General features: G+C 64.5%; 23 protein-coding genes and 1 tRNA gene. 16 read left to right on the top strand and 8 right to left on the bottom strand.

The features are described from left to right. Nucleotides 1-50: 50 nt before the first annotated feature. Entirely contained in the window at nt 51-959 is a 909-nt protein-coding gene (locus LPA34_RS04660; protein WP_228975438.1) for an aldose epimerase family protein, read from the bottom strand. 544 nt (nt 960-1,503) lie between these two features. Here LPA34_RS04660 and LPA34_RS04655 point away from each other — a divergent pair. The 3 genes from LPA34_RS04655 to LPA34_RS04645 all read left to right on the top strand — a co-directional run bounded on the left by LPA34_RS04655 (nt 1,504) and on the right by LPA34_RS04645 (nt 2,914). Then, nucleotides 1,504-2,334, top strand: coding sequence for an undecaprenyl-diphosphate phosphatase (locus LPA34_RS04655; protein ID WP_228975436.1), 831 nt, complete (start codon nt 1,504-1,506; stop codon nt 2,332-2,334). A 102-nt stretch (nt 2,335-2,436) separates the two neighbouring features. Continuing rightward, nucleotides 2,437-2,511 (top strand) — tRNA-Arg (locus LPA34_RS04650). Nucleotides 2,512-2,698: 187 nt separating this feature from the next. Continuing rightward, a complete protein-coding gene (locus LPA34_RS04645) occupies nt 2,699-2,914 on the top strand; it encodes a hypothetical protein (protein WP_228975721.1) in 216 nt (71 codons plus the stop codon). 10 nt (nt 2,915-2,924) lie between these two features. Here the strand turns inward: LPA34_RS04645 and LPA34_RS04640 are convergent, their stop codons facing one another. Beyond that, nucleotides 2,925-3,155 carry a hypothetical protein gene (locus LPA34_RS04640; protein ID WP_228975433.1) on the bottom strand — a complete coding sequence of 77 codons (231 nt, stop codon included), beginning with the start codon at nt 3,153-3,155 and terminating at the stop codon, nt 2,925-2,927. Nucleotides 3,156-3,406: 251 nt separating this feature from the next. On the opposite strand from LPA34_RS04640, the gene LPA34_RS04635 reads away from it, so the two are divergent. Together LPA34_RS04635 and LPA34_RS04630 are read left to right on the top strand one after the other, a co-directional pair. Continuing rightward, nucleotides 3,407-3,793 carry an RT0821/Lpp0805 family surface protein gene (locus tag LPA34_RS04635; RefSeq protein ID WP_228975432.1) on the top strand — a complete coding sequence of 129 codons (387 nt, stop codon included), beginning with the start codon at nt 3,407-3,409 and terminating at the stop codon, nt 3,791-3,793. A gap of 112 nt (nt 3,794-3,905) precedes the next feature. Continuing rightward, nucleotides 3,906-4,355 (top strand): NUDIX hydrolase, encoded by a 450-nt coding sequence (locus LPA34_RS04630; RefSeq protein WP_228975431.1) that lies wholly within the window; start codon nt 3,906-3,908, stop codon nt 4,353-4,355. Between the two features lie 25 nt (nt 4,356-4,380). Here LPA34_RS04630 and LPA34_RS04625 read toward each other — a convergent pair whose 3' ends face one another. Together LPA34_RS04625 and LPA34_RS04620 are read right to left on the bottom strand one after the other, a co-directional pair. After that, a complete protein-coding gene (locus LPA34_RS04625) occupies nt 4,381-5,280 on the bottom strand; it encodes a transporter substrate-binding domain-containing protein (RefSeq protein ID WP_228975428.1) in 900 nt (299 codons plus the stop codon). Nucleotides 5,281-5,430: 150 nt separating this feature from the next. Continuing rightward, a complete protein-coding gene (locus LPA34_RS04620; protein WP_228975426.1) occupies nt 5,431-7,140 on the bottom strand; it encodes a glutamine--tRNA ligase/YqeY domain fusion protein in 1,710 nt (569 codons plus the stop codon). 413 nt (nt 7,141-7,553) lie between these two features. On the opposite strand from LPA34_RS04620, the gene ggt reads away from it, so the two are divergent. Together ggt and LPA34_RS04610 are read left to right on the top strand one after the other, a co-directional pair. Further along, on the top strand, nt 7,554-9,314 hold the full coding sequence (ggt, locus tag LPA34_RS04615; protein ID WP_228975423.1) for a gamma-glutamyltransferase: 1,761 nt from the start codon (nt 7,554-7,556) through the stop codon (nt 9,312-9,314). 34 nt (nt 9,315-9,348) lie between these two features. Then, nucleotides 9,349-9,903 (top strand): RBBP9/YdeN family alpha/beta hydrolase, encoded by a 555-nt coding sequence (locus LPA34_RS04610; protein WP_228975422.1) that lies wholly within the window; start codon nt 9,349-9,351, stop codon nt 9,901-9,903. A 173-nt stretch (nt 9,904-10,076) separates the two neighbouring features. Here the strand turns inward: LPA34_RS04610 and LPA34_RS04605 are convergent, their stop codons facing one another. Further along, a complete protein-coding gene (locus LPA34_RS04605) occupies nt 10,077-11,297 on the bottom strand; it encodes a CaiB/BaiF CoA transferase family protein (RefSeq protein ID WP_228975420.1) in 1,221 nt (406 codons plus the stop codon). A 319-nt stretch (nt 11,298-11,616) separates the two neighbouring features. Between LPA34_RS04605 and alaS the strand changes: the two genes are divergently transcribed. Further along, nucleotides 11,617-14,241 carry an alanine--tRNA ligase gene (alaS, locus tag LPA34_RS04600; RefSeq protein WP_228975418.1) on the top strand — a complete coding sequence of 875 codons (2,625 nt, stop codon included), beginning with the start codon at nt 11,617-11,619 and terminating at the stop codon, nt 14,239-14,241. A gap of 153 nt (nt 14,242-14,394) precedes the next feature. Here the strand turns inward: alaS and LPA34_RS04595 are convergent, their stop codons facing one another. Continuing rightward, entirely contained in the window at nt 14,395-15,315 is a 921-nt protein-coding gene (locus LPA34_RS04595; RefSeq protein WP_228975416.1) for a LysR family transcriptional regulator, read from the bottom strand. A 128-nt stretch (nt 15,316-15,443) separates the two neighbouring features. Here LPA34_RS04595 and LPA34_RS04590 point away from each other — a divergent pair, with 128 nt between their 5' ends. The 8 genes from LPA34_RS04590 to LPA34_RS04555 all read left to right on the top strand — a co-directional run bounded on the left by LPA34_RS04590 (nt 15,444) and on the right by LPA34_RS04555 (nt 24,227). Further along, a complete protein-coding gene (locus LPA34_RS04590) occupies nt 15,444-16,760 on the top strand; it encodes a YbfB/YjiJ family MFS transporter (RefSeq protein WP_228975414.1) in 1,317 nt (438 codons plus the stop codon). Between the two features lie 168 nt (nt 16,761-16,928). Then, nucleotides 16,929-17,960: a threonine aldolase family protein gene (locus LPA34_RS04585; RefSeq protein WP_228975412.1), complete on the top strand. Its 1,032-nt coding sequence runs from the start codon at nt 16,929-16,931 to the stop codon at nt 17,958-17,960. 96 nt (nt 17,961-18,056) lie between these two features. Then, nucleotides 18,057-18,587 (top strand): NUDIX domain-containing protein, encoded by a 531-nt coding sequence (locus tag LPA34_RS04580; protein WP_228975410.1) that lies wholly within the window; start codon nt 18,057-18,059, stop codon nt 18,585-18,587. Between the two features lie 201 nt (nt 18,588-18,788). Continuing rightward, complete coding sequence (locus tag LPA34_RS04575) at nt 18,789-19,937, top strand: iron-containing alcohol dehydrogenase (protein ID WP_228975408.1); 1,149 nt, start codon at nt 18,789-18,791, stop codon at nt 19,935-19,937. Between the two features lie 39 nt (nt 19,938-19,976). Further along, nucleotides 19,977-20,420 (top strand): acyl-CoA thioesterase, encoded by a 444-nt coding sequence (locus LPA34_RS04570; protein ID WP_228975406.1) that lies wholly within the window; start codon nt 19,977-19,979, stop codon nt 20,418-20,420. 3 nt (nt 20,421-20,423) lie between these two features. Beyond that, the gene (locus tag LPA34_RS04565; protein ID WP_228975405.1) at nt 20,424-21,362 is read left to right on the top strand and encodes a branched-chain amino acid ABC transporter permease; all 939 of its coding nucleotides are present in this window, start codon (nt 20,424-20,426) and stop codon (nt 21,360-21,362) included. Between the two features lie 19 nt (nt 21,363-21,381). After that, the gene (locus LPA34_RS04560) at nt 21,382-23,487 is read left to right on the top strand and encodes a branched-chain amino acid ABC transporter ATP-binding protein/permease (protein ID WP_411178792.1); all 2,106 of its coding nucleotides are present in this window, start codon (nt 21,382-21,384) and stop codon (nt 23,485-23,487) included. Beyond that, nucleotides 23,484-24,227 carry an ABC transporter ATP-binding protein gene (locus tag LPA34_RS04555; protein WP_228975402.1) on the top strand — a complete coding sequence of 248 codons (744 nt, stop codon included), beginning with the start codon at nt 23,484-23,486 and terminating at the stop codon, nt 24,225-24,227. The genes LPA34_RS04560 and LPA34_RS04555 overlap by 4 nt, the downstream gene beginning before the upstream one ends. A gap of 4 nt (nt 24,228-24,231) precedes the next feature. On the opposite strand, the gene iolB is transcribed toward LPA34_RS04555, so the two are convergent. Together iolB and iolE are read right to left on the bottom strand one after the other, a co-directional pair. Continuing rightward, complete coding sequence (gene iolB, locus LPA34_RS04550) at nt 24,232-25,038, bottom strand: 5-deoxy-glucuronate isomerase (RefSeq protein WP_228975400.1); 807 nt, start codon at nt 25,036-25,038, stop codon at nt 24,232-24,234. Further along, entirely contained in the window at nt 25,035-25,949 is a 915-nt protein-coding gene (gene iolE / locus LPA34_RS04545; RefSeq protein WP_228975398.1) for a myo-inosose-2 dehydratase, read from the bottom strand. Before iolE ends, iolB begins: the two co-directional genes overlap by 4 nt. Nucleotides 25,950-25,951 lie beyond the last annotated feature (2 nt).

Below are 25,951 nucleotides of genomic sequence, written 5' to 3'. Positions count from 1 at the left end.
CGGTTTTGCATTGCAGCACCCCGAAACGCCGCGAACCGTTTGATCGCTCTCTAGCTGTTCGCGGCGACGCTGATTCGCAGCGAAGCGCTTTCCGTCGCGCCCGGCGCGAGCCAGCGCAGGCCGAAACCGTTATGGATGGCGTCGGGCAGTCCGAGCCACGGTTCGACGCAGTAGAAGTCGGATTCCGGCGCGAGCGTCCATGTCGTCACGGCGTACCAGGGAATCGAGCCCGGCCGCCGCAGGTCGATCGTGATCGTGCGGTTCAGCCCCGGCGCGACGATGCGCACCGGCTGGTCCGGCGTGCCGTCGAGCAGATGGAAGCGGTCGAGAATGCGTGCGTCGTCGAGCGTGTACCGCTCTTCGCCGGGCTCGGCCGCGCTGATCGATGCATCGGCCTGCTGGTGACGGCGCTGCGTCGGCGGCAGTTCGAGCGTGGTTTCGACCCGCTGCGTGTGCGGCAGCGCGAAGTAGAAATGGTGGCCCGCGTAGTACGGTAGCGCGGCGTCGCCGGTGTTGGTGGTGGTCAGCACCACGTCGAGCGTGTTTGCGTCGGCGAGACGGTACGTCGCCTCGAAACGAAAGCCGAACGGATACGCGGTGCGCGTGGCGTCGCTGTCGGTGAGCGTCATGGTGACGCCGTTGCCAGCCGCGTCCAGTTGCGCGGCGAACGGCAGGTCGCGGGCGAAGCCATGCATCGGCAGATCGCGCACGACGCCGCTGGCGTCGCGCCAGCGTCCGATCTTGCCGTCGACGAAATGCCGCGCGAGAAACGGAAACAGCAGCGGATTGCCGCCACGGACGCGGGCCGGGTCGCTCCAGTCGGCGTCGTCCGGCCAGAAAATCACCTGTTCGCCATCGATCTCCCATGACAGCAACCGGCCGCCTGCCTGCGGGGCGATACGAAGGAGGGCCGCGCCCTGCGCGATTTCGAGGATGTCCTGGTTCTGGAATATGGCCATGGTCGACGTTAAAACGCAGTTGGTTGAGTGAAAAGGATGGCGGCGCGCATGCTGCCGGTGGCCGATTTTGCGCTGCTTTGCGCTACGGGGAAACCCTTTCTCGGGAAATTGCGGGCGTGACTGCAAGAGCAGGCTTGCTGATAATCCGTAAAACAGGCCGGTCGGCCGACTGGCGGGTCGACAGTTCTGGACGGAGGATGCATGGATCTTGCGATGGCAATGGGCATAGCACTGATCGGCATGTTCGCCGGCAGCACCATCTACTTCTTCTACAAGGTCGAGCGCTAGAACGCACCGTTCGCCGCTCGAAGCGACGCGCGCGTCGCCTCCGGATCTTGCGAGAATCCACTCCAGGCCCGCTTTTGCGGGCCTTTTGCTTTCATTCGATTTACAGGTGTTTCAGGTTGTGACGCAGTGCGGCGGAAAAATGGGGGTATGTGCGGTTAACCCTTGGCTGTGCCGGGGTCGCCAGGCATAATCGGACGGCTTCCATGCGCGGGAGACGCATTCCCGCGCGATGTTTACCCCTTGAGAGGACCGCCGCGTGAACTTGTGGTTTCTGATTTTTCTGAGCGTGTTGCAGGGCGTCACCGAGCTTTTTCCGGTCAGCAGTCTCGGTCATACGCTCCTCGTGCCCGCATTGTTCGGCATGCATATCGACAAGCATGCGCCGCAACTACTTCCCTTTCTCGTCGCGCTTCACCTCGGTACCGCTTTAGCGCTGCTCTGGTACTTCCGCAAGCGGTGGATCGCGCTGATCGGCGGCTTCGTGGGTTCGCTGCGCGGCCGGCGTAACGACGACGGTCACATGATGTGGGCGCTCATCATCGGGACGATTCCGGCGGGTCTTGTCGGCCTCATTCTCGAAAAGCGGCTTGAGCGCGTGTTTCATGACCTGCGCATCGTCGCGATCGCGCTGATCGTGAACGGCGTGTTGCTATGGTTCGGCGACCGTCTGCAGCGCTCGCGTGTGCATCGCGCGCCGGAGAAGCTCACGTTCCGCCAGGCGTTCTTTGTCGGCCTCGCGCAGGTGGGCGCGTTGATTCCGGGTTTCTCGCGCAGCGGCCTCACGATGATCGCGGGCAACGCGGCCGGGCTGACGGCGGAAAAAGCCGCGGAATTCGCGTTCCTGCTCGGCACGCCGATTATTTTCGCAGCGGGCCTGCTCGAAATGCCAAAGCTCTTCCACGCGCCCGACCAGCTCGCCGACGCGCTGCTTGGCGGCGTCCTCACGGCGATCGCGGCGTATCTCAGCGTGCGCTTCCTGATGCGCTACTTCGAGGGCCGCGGCCGGCTGGCATCGTTCGGCGTGTATTGCGTGATTGCCGGCGCGCTGTGCCTTGGCTGGTTCATGCTGCATGCGCAGCCGGTGTAGAGGCGTTGCCGTCGCGTCGCGCGGCCATGGACCGGGCGGCCTGCGGCGATGCGGTATAATTTAAGGCTTGGCCGATTCATTCGATCAGGCTGAGCGCTTTGCCTCCCCATAGTTCAACGGATAGAACACGGGTCTTCTAAACCTGAAATCGAGGTTCGATTCCTCGTGGGGGGGCCAACCGGTTTGCCGGCCCCGGCATCCTTGCCGCATTTCATGGGCGAGCGTTTCTCCATAGCGGGTTTCGCCTGCTTTTCACCTGATCCCCGCCTGCTGTACTTCAACTCCGGTTCTACCGTTCTACTTCACCTCGTCAGCGAAGGTTTGTCTTTCGTGCGTCTTCACCGGATCAGGGATGACCGCGCGAATGCGCTACGCCGACGGCGCACGCGCCGCTTGCGTGAAGCGTAAAAAAAGCAGCCGAAGCTGCTCTGTGAAGGTCCGCTTGCAGGCGAACCTGAATATGGATCCGCCGTTTGACCGCAAACCGGGCGACGCACCGGCACTCGACGATGCGGAGATCAAGGACGTGGTTGCGTTCCTGAATACGCTGACGGACGGCTATCGGCCCGCGGCGCACTGAACGCGCGGGGTTACGACTGAAGCAGGAACGCGCAGAACATCAGCAGCATCACGAAAGAGGCCAGCATGCAGATGAAGCCTGCACGAGTGAGGATGCCGGGCCATTGCGGACGCGGCAGCACCTGGATGCTGAGCATGCCGGCGACGGGTGCCGGCTCGCGACGCATGACGATCGGCATGAGCGCGATGCTGATCAGTGTGAGAACGATGACGAAGAAGCGAAGTGCGATTGAGTAGTCCATGGCGGCAGAGAAGATCGTAGATGCGCGTGCGGACCGGTGAAACGCGTGAAACGCATGCGCGTAATGGATCTTTCGATGCTAATGATCCGCCCTGACAGGGCCAATCGGACCTGTCCGAAAAGGCCGGCATGGTCCTGCATGCGCCGTCCGTGGCGCGGCGGCCGCGCATCACGTCGTGCTATGCTTTTGAGGGTCAGCTCACGCGACATGCGCGCGAGGGCATTCCAGTCAGCCTTCAAGGAGAACAATCAATGTCGATGCGAAACCGAGCCCTGATGTGCTGGACTGCAGGTGGGTTGCTGCTCGCGGGTGCAGGCGTCGCACAGGCGGCGAATCTTGGCTTCCTGAACGACACGCCGATCAGCTACATGAAGCCGCGCGACAACGATTCGATCAAGAAGGCCATCACCCAGGTGCTCAACGACACGCAGGACGGCCAGACCGTGAACTGGGTCAACGAGGGCACCGGCAACAGCGTCAAGATCGACGCGACACTGACACCCGACCGAACCACGAAGGAGGGCGACCGCACGTGCCGCGCGACGGCGGTCGTGCTGTCGGCCAAAGGGCAATCGATGAATCTGCATCCGCTCTTTTGCCGGCAGGGCAGCGGTGCGTGGCAACTGCAGAAGCGTTGAGCACGTCGATTGAACGCAGCGCCGGTACAGGCGAGGCTGCTGCTGGCCCCGTCACGAGCCCTGTCACTCCCGCTTCAAAAGTGACGACGCCATCACACCGCGCGCGGTTGCAATGACCGCGCGCGTCATTTCCTGCGGCGTCGTGCTGCTCGACGCCGCGGGTCGCGTACTGCTCGCGCACGCCACGGAAACCTCGCACTGGGACATCCCGAAAGGACACGGCGAAGCGGGCGAAGCGCCGCATGTCACCGCATTGCGGGAAATGGTCGAGGAGACGGGTATTGTCCTCGCGCGTGAGCGTCTGAAAGACCTTGGGCTCTTCGTGTATCGTCGCGACAAGGATCTGCATCTGTTCGCCGCGCGCGCGCGCGACGGCGAGATCGATATCGAACAGTGCACGTGCACGTCGATGTTCCCGCGTCGCTCCGACGGTACGATGATTCCCGAAATGGACGCGTATCGCTGGACCGAACCCGACGAGGTCGACCGCTATGCGAGCCGCAGTCTCACGCGGCTGTTCCAGACCACGCTCTCGCTCGCCGAACTGCACCGCACGCTCTGAAAGCGCGCGTTCGTGGGGCGATGGCCTAGTCGAGCGCCTTGTCGTTCGGATGGGCGAAGAGCTCGCGCATTTCCGCCGAGATCGGGAAATTCAGGTTCGTCCCGTGCGGCGGAATGGGCTGCGTGAACCAGACGTTGTAGAGGCGTTCAGCTTCGCCCGAAGTCTGCATCCGCGAAATCACACCGTTGACGACATCGCGCATCGGCGCGTCGCCCTTGCGGAACATGCACGCATACGCCTCGTAGCCGAGCGGCGTGCCGGTGATCACGTAGTCTTCGGGGTGCGCTTCCGCCGCTTTCAGGCCGTGCAGCAGCGGCTCGTCCATCACGAACGCGACCGCGCGGTCCGAGCGCACGGCGGCGAACGCCTCGGGATGATCCCGCGTCGCCGTGATACGCATATTGAGCTGCTTCTCGCTGTTCAGCTTGCGCAGCAGCCGTTCATCCGACGTGCCCGCCGTCGTCACCACCGATTTGCCCGCGAGATCCGCGAAGTCGGCGATGCCCGAATTTTTACGCGAGATCATGCGCACCGCGTACTGGAAGAAGCTGTCCGAAAACGCCACCTGCGATTCGCGTTCCACGGTGTGTGTCGTCGAGCCGCATTCGAGGTCGATCTGGCTGTTGAGCAGCATCGGAATGCGATTGGCCGATGTCACGACGATCTCCCGCACCTTCAGATCGCTAACGCCCAGCGCCTTTTTGATTTCATCGACGATGCGCAGCGCGATCGTGTACGAATAGCCGACCGTGTGGCCGCCATCGGAATAGGCGAACGGAATCGACGCCTCGCGCACGCCGAGCGTAATGACGCCTTCGTCATGGACTTTTTTCAGCGTACCGGTCAGTTCATCAGCATGGGCGCCGCAAGCGAACGTAGCCGCCGCGACGCATGCGATCAGCCGGAAACGGGCTGCGAACTTCATTGCTCCTCCGGGAAGGGCGTGCGTCTTCGAGAACCGCGCCGTGCCGCAACGTCCTGTCGATGTCATGAGACGCACCGGGGCACGTTTGCCGGCGAATATCCGTGCCCCGGGCCGGGTTCACCTGCCCGGCGATCAGTGGAGCTGTCCAGCTTACGCCGGCTTGCCCCAGCTGTCCCGCAAAGTCACGATACGGTTGAAAACCGGTTTTTCCGGTTTCGAATCGTAGCGATCGGCAACAAAATAACCTTGTCGCTCGAACTGGAAACGCTGCTCCGGCGGTACGTCCTTCAGACCCGGTTCAAGGTATGCGTTGACGACACGCTTCGAATCCGGATTCAGCGCTTCGAGGAAATCGCGGCCGCCTGCGTCGGGCTGCGGTTCGCGGAACAGCCGGTCGTAAATACGGACTTCAGCCGGCAGCGCATGCGCGGCGCTGACCCAATGGATGTTGCCCTTCACCTTGTACGTGTTCGCGCCTTCGGTGCCCGACTTGCTGTCCGGGAAGTAATTGCAGTGCACGGCGATCACGTTGCCGTCGGCGTCTTTTTCGGCGCCCGTGCATTCGACCACATAGCCGTAGCGCAACCGCACCTTGTTGCCCGGGAAGAGCCGGAAGTAACCCTTCGGCGGCGTTTCGACGAAGTCGTCACGCTCGATCCACAGTTCGCGCGAAATGGGGAACGTGCGCGTGCCCATTTCCGGATGATGCGGATGGACCGGCGCGCTGCATTCCTCGATCGTGCCTTCCGGGAAGTTGTCGATGATCAGCTTCACCGGATCGAGCACGGCGGCGGTACGCGGCGCCTTGTCGTCGAGGTCGTCGCGCAGCGCGCCTTCGAGCACGCTCATGTCGATCCACGAATCGACCTTGGTGATGCCGATACGCTCGCAGAACAGCTTGATGCTCCCCGGCGTGAAACCGCGCCGGCGTACACCGACGATGGTCGGCATGCGCGGGTCGTCCCAGCCCTCGACGTGGCCTTCAGTCACGAGTTGCAGCAGCTTGCGCTTGCTGGTGATCGCGTACGTGAGGTTCAGGCGCGAGAATTCGATCTGTTGCGGCAGCGGACGCGTGAATACGCCGGCGTCCGCCAGTTCGTTCAGGATCCAGTCGTACAGCGGACGGTGATCCTCGAATTCGAGCGTGCACAGCGAATGCGTGATGTTTTCCAGCGCGTCCGAAATGCAGTGCGTGTAGTCGTACATCGGATACACGCACCATGTGTCGCCGGTGCGGTAATGATGCGCGAAGCGGATGCGGTAGATCACCGGATCGCGCATGTTGAAGTTCGGCGATGCCATGTCGATCTTCGCGCGCAGCACGTGCTCGCCTTCCTTGAACTCGCCCGCTTTCATGCGGCGGAAGAGGTCGAGATTTTCCTGCACCGTGCGCTCACGGAACAGCGACGGCGTGCCCGGCTCGGTGGCCGAGCCGCGGTTCGCGCGCATGTCTTCCGCCGACTGGCTGTCGACATACGCCTTGCCGCGTTCGATCAGCAGCTCGGCGAACGCATACAGCCTGTCGTAGTAATCGCTCGCGTAATACAGCTGTTCCTTGTCGTCCTTCGTCCACTCGAAGCCGAGCCACGTGACGGCGTCGATGATCGAATCGACGTACTCGACGCTTTCCTTTTCCGGATTCGTATCGTCGAAACGCAGGTGGCACACGCCGCCGTAGCTGCTCGCAATGCCGAAATTCAGGCAGATGCTCTTCGCGTGGCCGATATGCAGATAGCCGTTCGGCTCGGGCGGGAAGCGTGTTTCCACGCGCTGGCCCCACTTTCCGGAGCGGTTGTCGTCATCGATGATGTTGCGGATGAAATTGGATGCCGCGGGCGCTTCGTTACGTTCGGTATTCATGCGTGATGGTGAAAGTCGTTCGAGGACGCGCGATGCGCCCGCTTATCTGTCAATTCTACCTGACCAGTCAGGGAGCGACAGGGTTCACGTGGCACGCGGCCGGAGTGAGGACTTCGCCCGGACGCTGTTACAGCGTGCAACAGGAGGTAAAACGCGTTGTCCGCGTGGGCGCCGCCTGGCCAGAATGCGAGCGTCGCGGCACGGGCCGCCTGCCGGTGGCGCTGTCGCCACAGACTTTTCGACGGCTGAAAACGGTCCGCCGACCCCTTTGACGTGTCCGCCGGCCCCGTCAAACCCGCTTGAGCCGCTGTCGCGGCGATTGCCCCTTCATGTGGACGTTCGCCGGACCGTTTGTCTTGCCCGAAGGCCCGCCGTTCGGCAACATGGCGCCTTCAGTTCCTGGAGTTTCACGGATGCCCGATTCCACGCACGACGCGCATTGCGCGCCTTTCGTCCCGCTGCCCCTTGCCCTGATCCGGCGTCTGGGCGCGGCGACGCTCGTCGTCGCCCTGGCTGGCAGTTTCGTGCCCGCCGCACCGGCGCTCGCCAGAACGCCGCCGCCGAAAGCGGTGCTCGACGCGTCGGCCGTGGCTGTGCCCGACCGCTACAGCGCGGACACGGCCCAGCAGATTTTCGCCGCGGGCGGCAACGCGGTCGATGCGGCCGTCGCCATCGCGTTCACGCTTGCGGTCACCTATCCGGATGCGGGCAATATCGGCGGCGGCGGATTCATGACGCTCTACGTCGACGGCAAGCCGTACTTCCTCGATTATCGCGAACGCGCGCCGCAGCAGGCGACCCGCGACATGTATCTGGACGACAAGGGCAACCCGGTGCCGGGCATGAGCCTCGTCGGGTTCCGGGCCGTGGCGGTGCCGGGCACCGTCGACGGCATGTGGGAAGCGCAGCGTCGCTTCGGCAAACTGAAGTGGAAGCAGGTGCTCGCCCCGGCGATCAAATACGCCACCGATGGCTTCGTCGTCGAGCCGTGGCTGCAGAAGCGCGCCGAATATGCATCGAAAAGTTTCGCCGGCAAGACCAATTTCAGCGTGTATTTCGCGGGGCTGAAGGCGGGCGCGACGTTCCGCCAGCCTGAACTGGCGCAGACGCTTTCGCGTATCGCGAGCGACGGCGGCCGTGAATTCTACGAAGGCAAGACTGCGGACCTCATCAGTTCTCAAATGTACGGCCACGGCCTTCTTTCGAAGACCGATCTGGTGCAATACAAGGCCGTGTGGCGCCAGCCGGTGACGGCCGACTGGAACGGCTATCGGATCGTCACCGCGCCGCCGCCGAGTTCGGGCGGTGTGGGGCTCATCCAGCTGCTGAAGATGAAGGCCGATCTGAAGCCCGCGTTCGCCGGGCTCGACCTGAATTCGTCGGCGTACATTCATCTGGTCGCGCAGATCGAAGATCGCGTGTTTGCCGACCGGCAGCAGTACATGGGCGACCCGGATTCGTATCACGTGCCCGTCGACAAACTGATCGACGACGCTTACCTCGCGCAGCGCGCCGATGAGGTGACGCCCGACGAAGTGCCGGGCGCGACGCCGGTCAAGCCGGGCCTCGGCGATTCGATGCCCGAGCGCGCCGAGACGACGCACTTTTCGGTCGTCGACAAATGGGGCAACGCGGTGTCGAACACGTACACGCTCAACGGGCCGTTCGGATCGGGCGTGGTGGTGGACAACGCAGGCTTCGCGCTGAACGACGAAATGGACGACTTCGTCGCGAAGGCCGGCACGCCGAACCAGTTCGGCGTCACGAGCGGCGACGTCAATACGATTGCGCCGGGTCGCCGGCCACTTTCTTCGATGACGCCGACCATCCTGCTGAAAGACGGCAAGGTTTCGCTCGTGATCGGCACGCCCGGCGGTTCGCGCATTTTCACGTCGATCTTCCAGGTGATGACGAATCTCTATGATTTCGGCATGCCGCCTGCCGACGCGCTGGCCGCGATGCGCTTTCATCATCAACTGCTGCCGCCGAAGACAATCTACTGGGAGCCGTATCATCCGATAACGGGCGAACTGGCCGGCCAGTTGAAAGGTCTCGGCTACACGCTGGAAGGGCAGAAGTTCAACGGCGATGTCCAGATGATCCGCGTGGAAGGCACGACGCCGGAGCCTGCCGCCGACCCGCGTGGTGCGGGTGTCGGACGGGTGTTTCACTGAAATACGATAACGAACTACAAATCGGGGAACCGCGATGACGACACATAACGTTCTGGTTCTGCCGGGCTATCAGAATTCCGGCGAGGGTCACTGGCAGACGCGCTGGGAAGCGGCACATCCTGAATTCGCCCGCGTCCAGATGCCGGATTGGGATTACCCGGTGCGCGACGCATGGTGCCGCACGCTGGACGAAGCCGTGGCCGCCGCCGATGCGCCGGTGATGTTCGCCGCGCACAGCCTCGGTTGCCTGGCTGTCGCGTTCTGGGCCACGCAGTACGCGTACGCCACGCAGATTGCGAAGGTGGCGGGGGCGTTGCTGGTCGCGGTGCCCGATCCGGCGGGGGCGCAATTTCCGGTGGATGCGTCCGGGTTTGCGCCCGTGCCGATGGCGCCCTTGCCGTTTCCGACGATCGTGGTCGCCAGCACGGACGACCCATACGGCGGCGTCGCGTTTTCACGGGCCTGCGCCAGGGCGTGGCAGAGCGCCTGGTTTGACATCGGCCCGCGCGGTCATATCAACGGCGAAAGCGGTCTCGGCGACTGGCCCGAGGGAATGTGCTGGCTGGAGTCGCTGGTCGAGGCGGTCTAAAGCGGGTTTAGCTCGGGTTTAGCGAGGTTTTCGGGCGGTTTGATCGTAGCTGGAGCGTGGGCTAAAGAGCGGCCGGTGCCGCTGCCGCGCGACCGGGTTCGGGCGCGGCGGCCGCCCGCGTCCCCCGGATGTGCGCAGACCACCTTCGAGACCGGCCGGAGAACCACCACCCGTCAGATCACCGACCGCGCCTTTAACTCCGCGATGCGGGTTTCGTCGAACCCCAGCACGGTGCGCAATATCTCATCGGTGTGCTCGCCGAGTGTCGGCGGATGGGCGGCCGCTTCCGGCGGGGTCGCGCTCATCCGGACGGGATTGCGCACCAGCTTCACTGTCCCGCCGGACGGATGCGGCAGGTCAACCTGCATTCCGCGCGCGACGACCTGCTCGTTCTCGAATACCTCACCGAGGTCATTGATCGGCCCACACGGCACACCCGACGCCTCCAGCGCGGCGATCCATTCCTGCTTGCCACGCAGCCGGACCATATCGGCCAGCAGCGGCACGAGCGTTTCGCGGTTGCGTACCCGCGCCGGGTTGGTCGAGAAACGCTCGTCGTCGGCGAGTTCAGGCCGGTTGCCTGCTTCGACGAACTTGCGAAACTGCCCGTCATTGCCAACCGCGACGATGATCCAGCTGTCGCTCGTCTGGAACGTCTGGTAGGGCACGATGTTCGCGTGCGCGTTGCCCCAGCGCACGGGCGGCTTGCCGCTCGCAAGGAAGTTCGAGTTCATGTTGGCGAGCATCGCCACCTGAACGTCCAGCAACGCCATGTCGATGTACTGGCCTTCGCCCGTCCGGTCGCGATGGGTGAGCGCGGTCAGCACGGCAATGGTCGAGTACATGCCGGTCATCAGGTCGGCGATGGCGACACCGGCTTTTTGCGGGCCGCCGCCGGGCAGCGCGTCGCGCTCGCCGGTGATGCTCATGAATCCGCCAATGCCCTGGATGATGAAGTCGTAGCCCGCCCGCTGCGCGTACGGGCCTGTCTGGCCGAAACCCGTGACCGAGCAGTAGACGATGTCCGGTTTCACTTCCTTCAGCGACGCATAGTCGAGCCCATATTTTTTCAGCTGGCCGACCTTGTAGTTCTCGAGCACGACGTCGCTTTGCGCGGCGAGATCGCGGATGATCTGCTGCCCTTCGGGCGTGGCGATGTCGACGGTGACCGAACGCTTGTTGCGGTTCGCCGCGAGGTAATACGCAGCCTCGCGCGTGTCTTCGCCATCCGGCGTTTTCAGGTACGGAGGGCCCCAATGACGGGTGTCGTCGCCCACTTCGGGGCGTTCGATCTTGATGACGTCAGCGCCGAAATCGGCAAGGGTCTGTGCGCACCATGGACCGGCGAGCACGCGTGTGAGGTCCAGCACGCGGATATGACTGAGGGCGCCCATATTCTGTTCGTGTCTCCTTGAAGCATGATTGCGCGGCATGCATGCGGCGGGGTGCGCGATGCCGTAACGATGTCCAGAATCTTAAGCGATTCCCGTCAGGAGACCCATCGGCCGGATGGCATAGGACGGATCTGAGGCCGCGAAGCCCCATCCCACGCCCCTCAGCGGGAAAAACATGGCCGGATGGCTAACGTTGTGTCCTGGCCGCCTCATGCCGCTCTCCGTGCTCGCCGATCCCGTATAATCAGCGGCTCAGGAAACAATCAGTTGGCGCATCTCCGGGTGCAGCCGAAACAGTCAGGACCGTCCCCCGCACGCCATGAAAGCCTCCGAAATCCGCGAGAAATTCCTCAAGTTCTTCGAATCGAAGGGCCACACGATTGTCCGTTCGTCGAGCCTCGTGCCCGGCAACGATCCGACACTGCTCTTCACCAACTCGGGCATGGTGCAGTTCAAGGACGTGTTCCTCGGCGCCGAATCGCGTCCGTATTCGCGCGCCACGACTGCGCAGCGCAGCGTGCGTGCGGGCGGCAAGCACAACGATCTGGAAAACGTCGGCTATACCGCGCGGCACCACACGTTCTTCGAAATGCTCGGCAACTTCTCGTTCGGCGACTATTTCAAGCGCGACGCGATCCACTACGCGTGGGAACTGCTGACGGGCGTCTACGGGCTGCCGAAAGACAAGCTGTGGGTCACGGTCTATCACGAAGACGACGAAGCGCACGACATCTGGGCGAAGGAAGTCGGCGTGCCGGTCGAGCGCATCATCCGCATCGGCGACAACAAGGGCGCACGTTACGCGTCGGACAACTTCTGGCAGATGGCCGATACCGGTCCGTGCGGCCCGTGTTCGGAAATCTTCTACGACCATGGCCCGGACATCTGGGGCGGCCCGCCGGGGTCTCCAGAGGAAGATGGCGACCGTTACATCGAGATCTGGAATCTCGTGTTCATGCAGTTCAATCGCGACGCGCAGGGCAACATGACGCCGCTGCCCAAGCAGTGCGTCGATACCGGCATGGGCCTCGAGCGTATCGCCGCCGTGCTGCAGCATGTGCACAGCAACTACGAGATCGACCTGTTCCAGGCGCTGATCACGGCAGCGGGCCGCGAGACAGGCGTCACCGATCTCACGAACAATTCGCTGAAGGTGATCGCCGATCACATCCGCGCGTGCTCGTTCCTGATCGTCGATGGCGTGATTCCCGGTAATGAGGGCCGTGGCTATGTGCTGCGCCGGATCGTGCGCCGCGCGATCCGTCACGGCTACAAGCTGGGCCGCAAGGGTTCGTTCTTCCACCGTCTGGTGGCGGATCTCGTCGCGCAGATGGGCGCCGCGTATCCGGAACTGAAGGAAGCGGAACAGCGCGTCACCGACGTGCTGCGCCAGGAAGAGGAACGCTTCTTCGAAACGATCGAGCACGGCATGTCGATCCTCGAAAGCGCGCTGGCCGATCTCGATACGAAGGGCGGCAAGACGCTCGACGGCGAGCTCGCGTTCAAACTGCACGACACGTACGGCTTCCCGCTGGATCTGACGGCGGACGTCTGCCGCGAACGCGAGGTCACGGTCGACGAGTCCGCATTCGACGAGGCCATGGCCCGTCAGCGCGAACAGGCGCGTGCGGCCGGCAAGTTCAAGATGGCGCAGGGTCTCGAATATTCGGGCGCGAAAACCACGTTCCATGGCTACGAGGAAATCGTCTTCGACGACGCGAAGATCATTGCGCTGTACGTCGACGGCGCGTCCGTCAAGGAAGTAGCGAAGGGCCAGCAGGCTGTCGTCGTGCTCGACCACACACCGTTCTATGCGGAGTCGGGCGGGCAGGTTGGCGATCAGGGTCTGCTCGCCAACGCGAGCGTGCGCTTCGCCGTTGTGGATACGTTGAAGGTACAGGCCGACGTGGTGGGCCATCACGGCACCCTGGAACAGGGCACGCTGAAGGTCGGCGACGTGGTGAAGGCGGAGATCGATGCCGTGCGTCGCGCACGCACGGAGCGCAATCACTCGGCCACCCACCTGATGCACAAGGCGCTGCGCGAAGTGCTGGGCTCGCACGTCCAGCAGAAGGGCTCGCTCGTCGACGCTGAAAAGACACGTTTCGACTTCGCGCACAACGCGCCGATGACGGACGAACAGATTCGCCAGGTCGAGTCAATCGTGAACGCCGAGGTGCTGGCGAACGCGCCGGGCATCGTGCGCGTGATGCCGTTCGACGAAGCGGTGAAGGGCGGTGCAATGGCGCTCTTCGGTGAAAAGTATGGCGACGAAGTGCGTGTGCTCGATCTCGGCTTCTCGCGTGAGCTGTGCGGCGGTACGCACGTGCATCGCACCGGCGATATCGGTTTCTTCAAGATCGTGACAGAAGGCGGCGTGGCCGCGGGTATCCGTCGTGTGGAAGCCATTACCGGGGATAACGCGGTGCGTTTCGTGCAGGAACTCGACGCCCGTATCAACGCGGCCGCAGCCGCCTTGAAGGCGCAACCGGCGGAACTCACGCAGCGTATCGCTCAGGTCCAGGAGCAGGTCAAATCGCTGGAGAAGGAACTCGGCGCGCTGAAGTCCAAGCTTGCTTCGAGCCAGGGCGACGAGCTCGCGGGTCAGGCGATCGAAGTCGCGGGTGTGCACGTGCTGGCCGCGACGCTCGAAGGCGCGGACGTCAAGACGCTGCGTGAAACCGTCGACAAGCTGAAGGACAAGCTGAAGAACGCGGCGATCGTGCTGGCCTCCGTCGAAGGCAGCAAGGTGAGCCTGATCGCGGGCGTAACCGCTGAGGCCAGCCGGAAGGTCAAGGCGGGCGAACTCGTGAACTTCGTCGCGCAGCAGGTGGGCGGCAAGGGCGGCGGCCGTCCCGATATGGCGCAGGCCGGCGGCACGGAACCGGCGAACCTGCAGGCAGCGCTGGCAGGCGTGAAGGGCTGGGTCGAGGCGCAACTGTAACCACGGGCGCGCGATATGCGATAAGCGGCACCGGTTTCGATTGTCGAAAGGGTTGAGCCGGCCGCTTCGCCAAAGATCCAGCAGAAAGCATGAAAACAGAAAGCCGCGAGCTTCGAACTCGCGGCTTTCTGCGTTTTGGGGCGGCCAGAAGAATCACACCGCCGGTTGCGCAATCCTCTCCGGTTGCTCCGAACTTGCCGACAGATTGCTCCCCGCCAGCAACTGCTCGCGCAATGCGTTCAGCGCTGCCGAAAAGTGACCGCGCCTCCAGACCAGAAGCGTATCGATCGCATCGAGTTCGCCGAGCGGATGAACGGCGATATCGTCCACGTTCTGCTGCAGACCCAGCACCGAGCGCGGCGCGATCGAGACGCCCACGCCGGCCGCGACACACGCGACCATCGCGTGATACGAACCGAGTTCCAGGATGCGCGCCGGCCGCAGATCGCACGCCAGATACCACTTCTCGATATAGCTCCGATACGCGCAACCCCGCTCGAACGCGACGAGCGTGGACAGTGCCACATCGCGCGCATCGCGGATCGGCCGGTGACCGCGCGGCGTCAGCATCACGAGCTCTTCGCGAAAGACCGGCACAAAATCGAAAACGTCGCGCAAAGCGTCCGGGTCGAGCGGCGTCGCAACGAGTGCGGCATCGACTTCGAAGTCGCGCACCCGTTCGATCAGCCGTCCGGTCGTGCCGGTTTCGAGTTCCAGTGCTACGTCGGGCCAGCGCTGGTGATATCGGGCAAGCAGGGACGGCAGCCGGCTCGCCGCGACGCTTTCCATGGTGCCGAGCCGCAGCCGGCCGTTCGGCCGGTTCTCGCGCACCGCGTGGCGCGCCTCGTCGGCGAGCGCGAGCAGACGTTCGGCATACGGCAGCAGCGTCTCGCCAGCTGGCGTCAGCACGAGTCGGCGTCCGTCGCGGATAAAGAGTTCAGTGCCCAGCTGCTCTTCAAGCTGTTTGATGCGCGTCGTCACGTTCGACTGCACCCGGTTCAGCTTTGCAGCAGCGCGCGTCACGCCGTTTTCGCGCACCACCGCGCGAAAGATGTTCAAGGCGGCCAGGTCCATCGTTCTCACTCCGAGATGCTTTTAATCATGATAATTCATTTTTTGTGATGAACTGTGCGGATTACTATCTGAACGTGCGATGGTCGGCGCGCACGTGTCGCCGGCCCCGAGAATCCCCGAAGACATCCATGACACCCCTCGCCACTTCCACTGCTGCTGCTTCCTCCCACCCGCACGACGCAAGGCGCGTCGCGCTCGGATGCATGGTGGCGCTCGCGGTCGCGCTGGGCGTGGGGCGCTTCGCGTTCACGCCGCTGTTGCCGTTGATGCTGCAAAGCGGCTCGATTGATATTCGCCACGGCGGCTGGCTCGCATCGTTCAACTACGCGGGGTATTTCATCGGTGCGATTACCTGCGCGGCGCTGCGGGTCGACCATGCCCGGATGGTGCGCGCCGGCCTTGCCATCACGGCCGTGCTGACCGTCGTCATGGGCGTCAGCGACGCGTTCTGGATCTGGGCGCTGGTGCGCTTCGTGGGCGGAGCGATCAGCGCATGGGCCTTCGTGTTCGCATCGCAGTGGGGCCTGCGCCGGCTCGCCGAACTCGGTGCGCACCGCTGGAGCGGCGTTATCTACACCGGCCCCGGGGTCGGGATCGTCGGCACGGGGCTTCTCGTGAGCGCCGCGGGCGGCCTCGGTGCGAAACTGGGCTGGATTGGCTTTGGGCTTATCTCGGCGGCCCTGGCGGCGCTCGTGTGGCACGTGTTCGAGGCCGCGCCCCGACGCGTTGCTCCGGCTTCACCGGCAGTCGCAGCGGAGCATTCCGAAGCCGTCGCCGTCGGGCACGATCGACCCGGCAGTCACACCCGACCGTCCGGCCGCACCGCGCCACCGGCGCGCAGTTCCGCATCGACACATCACGCCCGGCCCGATCGAACCATTCACCGCGCCGATGCGATCTGGCTCGTCGTGTTGTACGGCGTGCCGGGATTTGGCTACATCATTACCGCGACGTTCCTGCCGGTGATCGCGCGCGCCGCGTTACCGGGTTCGCCCTGGCCCGATCTGTTCTGGCCGATGTTCGGCGTGGCGCTCATGGCAGGCGCGCTGCTTGCCGCGCGTCTGCCGCTCCACTGGGACAATCGCATGCTCCTCGCGGGCGCTTACGTGTTGCAGGCGGCAGGCATCGCGTCGGGCATCGTCTGGCCGACCGCAGCGGGTTTTTCGATCGGCAGCATGCTGATCGGGTTGCCGTTCACGGCAATCACGCTTTTCGCGATGCGTGAAGCGCGTCGACTGCATGGGGAGCATGCAGCCGGACTGATGGGTTACGCCACGGCCGCCTATGGCATCGGCCAGATCGCGGGGCCGCTGGTGGCCGCGCCGGTCGCCGCTCATACGGGCTCGTTTTCGCCCGCGCTGTGGCTGGCCGCGTTCGCACTGATGCTCGGCGCCGCCGGCCTCCTTATCGTCACCCGCGTCTCGAATCGCCGTTCGCACCGATAGCCCGCTCGGGCCGTACGTCCGTTCGCGCCTCGTGCGCCGCCCACGGCGCTTCCCGACCCTACGATTACCCTCCAGCAAATTCGAACGACCGGACAATAACGGGATGGCGCACTAAAATGTCCGCTTCCCGTTACTTTCGCGTGCCTTCTACAGGGTGCGCCGCCCGCCATGCAACACTTTGCGTCGGACAATTACGCCGGCATCTGCCCCGAGGCGCTCGCGGCGCTCGTTGAAGCAAACAACAGCGGTCACGAGCCGGCTTACGGCGACGATTCCTGGACCGAGCGCGTGTGCGACCGCCTGCGCGACCTGTTTCAGACCGACTGCGAAGCGTTCTTCGTCTTTAACGGCACGGCGGCGAATTCGCTGGCGCTGGCATCGCTGTGTCAGTCGTATCACTCGGTGATCTGCCACGACCTCGCGCACATCGAGACCGACGAATGCGGCGGCCCCGAATTTTTCTCCGGAGGCTCGAAGCTTCTGACCGCGCCCGGCGCCCACGGCAAGCTGACGCCCGATGCCATCGAGGCCGTCGTGACCCGTCGGGCCGATATCCACTATCCGAAGCCGAAGGTGGTGACGCTCACGCAGTCGACGGAAGTCGGCAGCGTCTACACCGTCGAGGAAGTGCGCGCGATCGCGGCGATTGCCAGACGACGTCATCTGAAGGTTCACATGGACGGCGCCCGCTTCGCCAACGCGGTCGCGACGCTGGGCGTGCATCCATCGGAGATCACGTGGCGCGCGGGCGTCGACGTGCTGTGTTTTGGCGGCACGAAGAACGGCCTGCCGGTGGGCGAAGTGGTCGTGTTCTTCGATCGCGCGCTGGCCGACGATTTCGCGTATCGCCTTAAACAGGCGGGCCAGCTTGCGTCGAAGATGCGCTTTATCTCGGCGCCGTGGCTGGGTCTGCTCGACGACGACGTCTGGCTGCGCAACGCGCGTCACGCGAACGCGATGGCGCAACTCATGAAAACGCGTCTCGAAGCGATTCCCGGTGTGAGCATCATGTTCCCGGTCGAATCGAACGCCGTGTTCGCGCAATTGCCCGCGCATGCGGCGAAAGCGATGCGGACGAAAGGCTGGAAGTTCTACGAGTTCATCGGCGCGGGCGGTTGCCGGCTGATGTGCGCGTGGGACACACAGCCCGAAACCGTCGAGCGGTTTGCCGCCGAAGTGCGCGACCTGTGCGCGGCATGAGAGCGAGCGTCGCCAGCGCATGGCGCACGGCGACGCGCACGACGTGAAACGATCCGAAGCCTTTCCCGACATTCATTCACCTCAATTCCAACGAGCATGTCCGACTACCAATACTGCCCACGTTGCGCGACGCCGCTCAGCGAACGCAGCGACGCCGCCCACGAAGGCGGCCGCGTGCGCCAGGTCTGTCCCGACGCAACCTGCGGCTATGTGCACTGGAACAATCCGCTGCCGGTCGTCGCGGCCATCGTCGAATACGAAGGCAAGATCCTGCTCGCGCGCAACGCGGCCTGGCCCGAAGGCATGTTCGCGCTGATCACCGGGTTTCTCGAAAACGGCGAAACACCCGAGGAAGGCATCGCCCGCGAGGTGCTCGAGGAAACCGCGCTGCACGCGGAATCGGTCGAACTGATTGGCGTCTACGAGTTCATCCGCAAGAACGAGCTGATCATTGCCTATCACGTGAAGGCGCACGGCACGGTCACGCTTTCGCCCGAACTGCTCGAATACCGGCTGGTCGAACCGGCGAACCTGCGGCCGTGGCGGGCGGGCACCGGCCAGGCGCTCGGCGAATGGATGCGCCGGCGCGGCCTGCCTTTTGAATTCGTCGAGCGGCCGGGACAGTGAGCAGCGTGCTGGCGAGCGATTGCGTGCAGTCATTCGATCACGTTTTCAACAGGCCGGACACCTGGCCATCCGGCCGATAGTCAGCACGTCGCCGGGTTGTTAGAGTGGCTGCATGACCCCGGCACACGGCAGCGAAACATACGAGCGTGGGCACACGGCAGCCCGCGCCACACTTGTTCATCACCAGGAGACAGAACCGACATGGCCTACATCTACTATCTGACGCACATCCATCTTGGTTACGATGCGCTCGCGCAACTGCCCGCCGAATGCGAGCGGGTCGGTATCAAGCGACCGCTCGTCATTACCGATAAGGGTGTCGTCGCGGCGGGCGTCGCCCAGCGCGCGATCGATGCACTGAAGCTCGCCGACGTACCGGTATTCGACGACACGCCGTCGAATCCGACGGAGGCCATGGTTCTCGCTGCCGCCGTGCGGTATCGCGAGGAAGGGTGCGACGGGCTGGTTGCGGTAGGTGGCGGTTCGTCGATCGATCTGGCAAAGGGCGTGGCGATTGCCGCGACGCATCCGGGTGCACTGACCCAGTATGCAACGATCGAAGGCGGTAGCGGCAAGATCACGGATGCCGCCGCGCCGCTAATCGCGATTCCGACCACGTCGGGCACCGGCAGCGAAGTCGCGCGCGGTGCGATCGTGATCCTGAACGACGGCCGCAAGCTGGGCTTTCACTCGTGGCATCTGCTGCCGAAGTCGGCGATCTGCGATCCGGGTCTGACGCTGGGCTTGCCTGCCGGTCTGACGGCCGCCACCGGCATGGACGCGGTGGCCCACTGCATCGAAACCTTCCTCGCGCCTTCGTTCAATCCACCGGCGGACGGCATCGCGCTCGACGGGCTCGAACGTGCATGGGCCAATATCGAACGCGCGACGCACGACGGCAGCGACCGGGACGCGCGCCTGAACATGATGAGCGCGTCGATGCAGGGCGCGATGGCGTTCCAGAAGGGACTCGGCTGCGTGCATTCGCTGTCGCATCCGCTGGGCGGCATCGCGGTGAACGGGCGTACGTCGCTGCATCACGGCACGCTGAACGCCGTCGTGCTGCCGGCCGTGCTGCGTTTTAACGCGTCCGCTGAAACGGTGGTGGCGAACAATCGCTATGCGCGCATGCGTCGTGTGATGAACCTGCCGGAGAACGCCGATCTTGCCGGGGCGCTGTTCGACATGACGGCGCGGCTCGGGCTGCCGACCGGGCTGAAACAGATGGGCGTCGACGAAAGCGTGTTCGACAAGGTCATCAAGGGCGCGCTGGCCGATCATTGCCACAAGACGAATCCGCGCGAGGCCTCGGCGGACGACTATCGCCGCATGCTGACCGAATCGTTCTGATCCTGCCGCCATGGCGACCCCTGACGACGCGATAAAAAGATGAGCAAACCGACTCCGACGCCACGCGAAGCTTACCGCCACTTTCTGCCGATCTCGACGCGCTGGATGGACAACGACGTCTACGGACACGTCAATAACACGGTCTATTACAGCTACTTCGACACGGTGGTGAACGAGTATCTGATCCGCGCCGGCGCGCTCGATTTCGAGCGCGGCGCGACGATCGGGCTCGTCGTGGAAACACACTGCAACTACTTCGAGCCGTTCGTGTTCCCGGAGCGGGTCGAGGCGGGTCTGCGCGTCGCGCGACTGGGCTCGACGAGCGTGCGCTACGAAGTTGGCCTTTTCCGGGAGGGCGGGACGCATGCGGCGGCACAGGGGCACTTCGTGCATGTGTACGTCGATCGCGCGACGCGTCGTCCGGTCGCGCTGCCGGATGTCCTGCACGCGGCGCTCGCGCCGCTTGTCGTGGCGGCGGACTAGCGGGTGCAGTCGCTAGTCATCAATCTGCTGAACGGCGTCAGCTACGGATTGCTGCTATTCATGCTGTCGGCGGGGCTGACGCTGATTTTCAGCATGCTCGGCGTGCTCAACTTCGCCCACGCCAGCTTTTACATGCTCGGCGCGTACGTCGGGCTTTCGGTCGCGGCGCACGCGGGGTTCTGGAGTGCGCTCGTGATCGCGCCGGTGATCGTCGGCCTCATCGGCGCGGCGATGGAGCGCTGGTTGTTGCGGCGCGTGCGGCCGCATGGCCACCTGGCCGAGCTACTGCTCACGTTCGGCGCGGCGTATCTGATCGGCGAAGCGGTCAAGCTCGTGTGGGGTTTGCCGGCGCTGTCGGCGCCCGTGCCGCACGCGCTGGACGGCCCGCTGTTCACGGTCTTCGGCGCGGGTTTTTCGCGTTATCGCGCGTTCATGATGGCGGCTTCGGTCGCGATGCTCGCCGCGCTGTATCTGCTGCTGCACACGTCGAAAACCGGCCTGATCGTGCGCGCGGCGCTCACGCATGCAAGTGCCGTCGAGGCGCTCGGTCACAACGTGCCGCGCGTGTTCACGCTGGTGTTCGCGGCGGGCACGGCACTCGCCGCACTTGCCGGTGTGATCGGTGCGCCGCTCTTCGTGATCGAGCCGGCGATGGCCGATTCGGTCGGCTCGATCGTCTTCGTGGTTGTCGTGACTGGTGGCCTCGGGTCGCTTGGCGGCGCGCTCGTGGCCTCGCTGGTTGTGGGGTGCGTGCAGACGTTCGCTGTCGCTAGCGATATCTCGCTCGGTTCGCTTGCCGCGCTGGCGGGGCAGTCGTTGCCAGTGGAATGGGCATCGCTCAGCGTCGCGCAGGTTGCGCCGCTCGTGCCGTATCTGCTGCTCGTCGCGATGCTCGCGCTGCGGCCGCGTGGTCTTTTCGGGCAGCGCGATGACGAGGCCTGATTTGCATCGCGCTCCTCACTTGTCCGGCAGCGCAGGCGCCGGTGGCGAATCGCACGCGCATGCGTCGGCGTGGCGAACCGGCCTGTCGTGGCTCGCGTTGATCGCGCTGCTTGTCGCGCCGCTGGGCCTGTCGTCGCAGAGCTGGATGCTCGCGTATCTGGCGCAAACCGCGTCGATGATCGTCCTCGCGCTCTCCTGGAACCTGCTGCTCGGCGAGACAGGCCTGCTTTCGTTTGGTCACGCCGCGTTTGCCGGGCTCGGCGCGCTCGTCGCGGCGCATCTCTTTAACCGGTATGGCATCGCGTTACCGTGGCTGCCGCTTGCAGGCGGCGTGGGCGGCGCGCTTGCCGGTGCGATCGCGGGCCTCGTCGCGACGCGTCGCGCGGGTACTGCGTTCGCGATGATCACGCTTGGCATCGGGGAGCTCGTGGCGGCTGCGGCGTGGTCGTTGCCCGACTGGTTCGGCGGTGAAGCGGGTGTGTCGATCGACCGCGCGGGCGGCCCCGCGTGGGGGACGTTTACGTTTGGCCCGGCGCGCGAAGCGTATGCGGTGATCGCGTGCTGGTGCCTGCTCGCCACGCTCGCGATGTGGGCGCTGTCGCGCACGCCGTTCGTGCGGCTCGCGAATGCGGTGCGTGACAATCCGGTGCGCGCGGCGTCGACGGGTTGCGATCCACGGGGCGTGCGGTATCGGATGTTCGTGCTGGCGTCGTTCTTCGCGGGCGTCGCGGGCACGCTGGGGCTCATCAACGTCGAGCTGGTGTCGACAGAAAGCGTCGGTATGTTGCGCTCGGGCTCGGTGCTGATCGCAACCGTGATTGGTGGAACCGGTGCGTTTTTTGGGCCGGTCGCGGGCGCGGTCGTGCTGGTGTTTTTCAGCGTCGCGGTGGCGAGCGTGACACGTGCGTGGCTGTTTTACCTGGGGCTGTTGTTCATTGTGATCGTCGTGCATTCGCCGGATGGTGTCGCCGGGCTGCTGGCGCGTGCCGTTACGCGATTACGCCGGCACGGATGGCGCGCATGTTCGGGCGCCGCGTTGTCCGATGCCTGCGCTGGTCTGGCCTGGATACTCGCCGTCGTGCTGGCGGTGCAGTACGCGTATGCGATGCAGTCGGCGGATGAAATGGGCGGACACGTCGTGCTTTTTGGTTCGCTTGCAATCGATACGACCGCGCGGATTGCCGCGATCTGCGCGGCGATTGTCGTGCTGGCGTTCGCTGGCTGGTTGATACGACGTCGTGCACAACGTGAATGGGCGCGTCTCGAATGGCTTCGCGGCGAAGCGGCAACCGTTGCACCTGCCGCGGCCGGTGCGGACATCATCACACCCCGTTCAACAGCTACCGTCAGCACGCCATCCGCGATCAAACCCGGCGCGCCCGCGCTCGTCCTCCGGGGCGTCGAGAAAAGCGTCGACGGGACCGCGATACTTCGTGGCGTCGATCTGAGCATCGCGGCCGGCGAGCGGCACGCGCTGATCGGCCCGAACGGCGCGGGCAAATCGACGCTCTTCAACCTGATCGCCGGCGCCGGCCGGGTGAGTGCGGGGCGCATCGAAATCAACGGCGTCGATACGACGCGATCGACGCCAGCCGCGATCAGCCGTGGCGGTGTCGCGCGCAGCTTCCAGACGACGAGCGTCTTCGGCCGCCTGACGGTGCTCGACAACCTGCGCTGCGCCGTGCTCGCGGCGAACGGCGATGGCGTGCACTGGTGGCATCGGTGGCTGCATGCCCGTGCGGTCGACGCGCGCGTCGACCGCGTGCTCGACGCCGTGGGTCTCGCGCCGCGCCGGCATGTGCTTGCGGGCACACTCAGCTACGCCGAACAGCGCGCGCTTGACCTGGGCATCGCGCTCGCGGGCGGCGCGCCCGTACTGCTGCTCGACGAGCCGACAGCCGGCATGAATCGCGCCGAAGCCGCGCGCGCCATCGAACTGATCCGCGAAGCAACCCGGGGCCGCACGCTGCTGATGATCGAACACGATATGGACGCGGTCTTCAGCCTCGCCGACCGCGTCTCCGTACTCGTGCAGGGGCGCGTGATCGCGACGGGTACACCGGAAGCCATCCGCGCGGACAGAAACGTTCGCGCGGCCTACCTCGGTGAGGATCCCGTCCGATGACCACCTTGCTCGACATCGATGGCCTGTGTGCGTGGTACGGCGCGAGCCAGGCGCTCTTCGGCGTCGATCTGCGTATCGAGGCGGGCGAGGTCGTCGCGCTTGTGGGGCGCAACGGCTCCGGTCGCTCGACGCTCGCGAAAGCGATCATGGGTCTCGTGCGCACGAAGGGCCGCATGCAGTTCGCCGGCCAGCCGCTCGCGGGGCGGCGCACCTTCGAGATCGCGCGGCTCGGCATAGGCTACGTTCCCGAACATCGCGATGTCTTTCCGGCTTTGACGGTGCGTGAGAATCTCGAACTCGGCGTGGCGCCGCGTCGAGCGAAAGGCGCGCAACCGCGCTTCACGCTCGATGACGCGTACGCGCTTTTTCCGATCCTTCACGAACGACGGGCGACCCGTGCCGGCGCACTCTCCGGCGGCGAGCAGCAAATGCTGACACTTGCGCGAGCACTTCTCGGCGGCCCCGATCTGCTCGTCATCGACGAGCCGGCCGAAGGGCTTGCCGCCCGGCTCGTCGCGCAGGTCAGCGGTTGTCTCGCGCAGCTTCGCGAGCGCGGCATGGCGGTGCTGCTGATCGAGCAGCGGCTCGTCATCGCACATGACATCGCGAGCCGGATCGCCGTAATGGGCCACGGCGAGATCGTCTTTGACGGTACGTTTGAAGCGTTTCGCGAGCAGGATCACGTGATGCACGAATGGCTCGGCGTTGGCCAGGAAGCACACGTAATCCGCCCGCTGTAACGATTCAGGCCTTTGCGTCACGTTCCACGATCCACTCATGCGCCGGATCGTTTTTAAAGTGCCACACGCGCTGCTTGCCGGCCATCACGTTCAGATAATACGAGTCGTACCCATACGGCACCACGACCGGGTGATAGCCGCGCGGCACCATCACTACATCGTGATTCTCGACCGCGAGCGATTCGTCGATATCGCGCGAATCGGTGTACACGCGCTGGAACGCGAAGCCTTGCGGCGGATTCAGGCGGTGGTAGTACGTCTCCTCGAGCGAGCTTTCCAGCGGCACGTTATCCGTGTCGTGCTTGTGCGGCGGATAGCTCGACGCATGGCCGCCGGGCGTGCGAACCTCGACCACCAGCAGCGATTCCGCCGCTTCGGTCTGCGGAAGAATGTCGCAGACGTAACGGGTATTCTGACCTTTGCCACGCGTCGAGCGCTTCATCTGCGAAGGCTCGATCAGGCGGGCCGGCAGCGTGCCGGTGGCCGGCGCGCTGGCAATGCCGATCTCCGCGTGCCGCGTCGCGCGAATCGTCGTGCGCACGCCGGGCGGAATGTAGACGGCGTAGGGCGCGGCATCTTCGAAGACGCTGTCGCGCGAACCGAGGCTCGTCCATTTCGTGTCGGCGGTTTCGATATCGACCGTGCCCGTCAGCACGACGATGCACGATTCGCGCACAGTTTCGTGCACGTAGATGATTTCTTCCGCGTCCATCCGGTACGCGGCGAACCCGACGTATCGCCACGCGGCGGACTGCGGTGTCACGCGCGCGATTGTCTGGCCATCGCGCTGTGCCTTGACGAGCAGACTCATGCTGCCTCCCTGGTTGGGGCCAGCGGCGCGTCGACAAGCGATCGCAACGTCTGGTAACCCTTCTGCGCATACTTGTACGAAGCCGCGATCACCGGATCCTGTTCGGCTTCGACCACGAGCCATCCACGATATCCGTGCTGTTTCAGACGGCCGATGATCGACGCGAAATCGACGGTGCCGTCGCCCGGCACGGTGAACGCGCCGTTGATCACGGCGTCGAGGAAGCTCCAGTTGCGGTTGCGCGCGAGCTTGATGACGGCGGGCCGCACGTCCTTGCAATGAACGTGGCATACGCGCGCGATGTGTTTGTCGAGCATCTCGACCGGATCACCGCCCGCGAACGTGATGTGTCCGGCGTCAAAGAGCAGACCGACGGCGTCGCTCGTGAGCGACATCAGGCGGTCGACGTCCGAAGGCGTTTCGACGTACGCGCCCATGTGATGGTGATACGCAACCCGCACGCCGCGGCTTAGCGTGTAACGCGCGAATTCATCGAGGCGCGCGGCGTACTGTTCCCACTGCGCGTCGGAGAAAAAGCGCGGCCGTTGATAGAGCGGTTGCGGCGCGCCCTGGATCGAATCCGCGACTTCGCCGTACACCATGACCGTCGCACCGTTTTTCGCGAGCAGGTCGAGATGCGGACCCACGGATTCGATTTCTTCCGCGACGCTGCGTTTCGCCAGACGTCCCGAATACCAGCCGGAGACGAGCGCGAGATCGTATTGCGCGAGCAGCGTCTTCAGCGCCTGGGGTTCGCGGGGAAACTTGTTGCCGAGTTCAAACCCGTCGTAGCCGATTTCGCGGCCTTCGGTCAGCGCGAGCTCGAGCGGCGTCTCGCCGCCAAGCGAGGGCAGGTCGTCGTTCATCCACGAGAGCGGGTTGATGCCGATACGTACTTCAAAGTCAGTCATAC

It is taken from the genome of Paraburkholderia gardini, from assembly GCF_907164575.1.
In the GTDB taxonomy this organism is placed as follows: domain Bacteria; phylum Pseudomonadota; class Gammaproteobacteria; order Burkholderiales; family Burkholderiaceae; genus Paraburkholderia; species Paraburkholderia gardini.
This window is presented reverse-complemented; position numbering and strand designations above follow the sequence as displayed.

Bases quoted from the DNA above. Each gene is read 5' to 3' on its own strand.
- LPA34_RS04660 (WP_228975438.1), bottom strand. From the start codon at position 959: ATGGCCATATTCCAGAACCAGGACATCCTCGAAATCGCGCAGGGCGCG.
- LPA34_RS04645 (WP_228975721.1), top strand. From the start codon at position 2,699: ATGCGCTACGCCGACGGCGCACGCGCCGCTTGCGTGAAGCGTAAAAAA.
- LPA34_RS04640 (WP_228975433.1), bottom strand. From the start codon at position 3,155: ATGGACTACTCAATCGCACTTCGCTTCTTCGTCATCGTTCTCACACTG.
- LPA34_RS04635 (WP_228975432.1), top strand. From the start codon at position 3,407: ATGTCGATGCGAAACCGAGCCCTGATGTGCTGGACTGCAGGTGGGTTG.
- LPA34_RS04630 (WP_228975431.1), top strand. From the start codon at position 3,906: ATGACCGCGCGCGTCATTTCCTGCGGCGTCGTGCTGCTCGACGCCGCG.
- LPA34_RS04625 (WP_228975428.1), bottom strand. From the start codon at position 5,280: ATGAAGTTCGCAGCCCGTTTCCGGCTGATCGCATGCGTCGCGGCGGCT.
- LPA34_RS04620 (WP_228975426.1), bottom strand. From the start codon at position 7,140: ATGAATACCGAACGTAACGAAGCGCCCGCGGCATCCAATTTCATCCGC.
- ggt (WP_228975423.1), top strand. From the start codon at position 7,554: ATGCCCGATTCCACGCACGACGCGCATTGCGCGCCTTTCGTCCCGCTG.
- LPA34_RS04610 (WP_228975422.1), top strand. From the start codon at position 9,349: ATGACGACACATAACGTTCTGGTTCTGCCGGGCTATCAGAATTCCGGC.
- LPA34_RS04605 (WP_228975420.1), bottom strand. From the start codon at position 11,297: ATGGGCGCCCTCAGTCATATCCGCGTGCTGGACCTCACACGCGTGCTC.
- alaS (WP_228975418.1), top strand. From the start codon at position 11,617: ATGAAAGCCTCCGAAATCCGCGAGAAATTCCTCAAGTTCTTCGAATCG.
- LPA34_RS04595 (WP_228975416.1), bottom strand. From the start codon at position 15,315: ATGGACCTGGCCGCCTTGAACATCTTTCGCGCGGTGGTGCGCGAAAAC.
- LPA34_RS04590 (WP_228975414.1), top strand. From the start codon at position 15,444: ATGACACCCCTCGCCACTTCCACTGCTGCTGCTTCCTCCCACCCGCAC.
- LPA34_RS04585 (WP_228975412.1), top strand. From the start codon at position 16,929: ATGCAACACTTTGCGTCGGACAATTACGCCGGCATCTGCCCCGAGGCG.
- LPA34_RS04580 (WP_228975410.1), top strand. From the start codon at position 18,057: ATGTCCGACTACCAATACTGCCCACGTTGCGCGACGCCGCTCAGCGAA.
- LPA34_RS04575 (WP_228975408.1), top strand. From the start codon at position 18,789: ATGGCCTACATCTACTATCTGACGCACATCCATCTTGGTTACGATGCG.
- LPA34_RS04570 (WP_228975406.1), top strand. From the start codon at position 19,977: ATGAGCAAACCGACTCCGACGCCACGCGAAGCTTACCGCCACTTTCTG.
- LPA34_RS04555 (WP_228975402.1), top strand. From the start codon at position 23,484: ATGACCACCTTGCTCGACATCGATGGCCTGTGTGCGTGGTACGGCGCG.
- iolB (WP_228975400.1), bottom strand. From the start codon at position 25,038: ATGAGTCTGCTCGTCAAGGCACAGCGCGATGGCCAGACAATCGCGCGC.
- iolE (WP_228975398.1), bottom strand. From the start codon at position 25,949: ATGACTGACTTTGAAGTACGTATCGGCATCAACCCGCTCTCGTGGATG.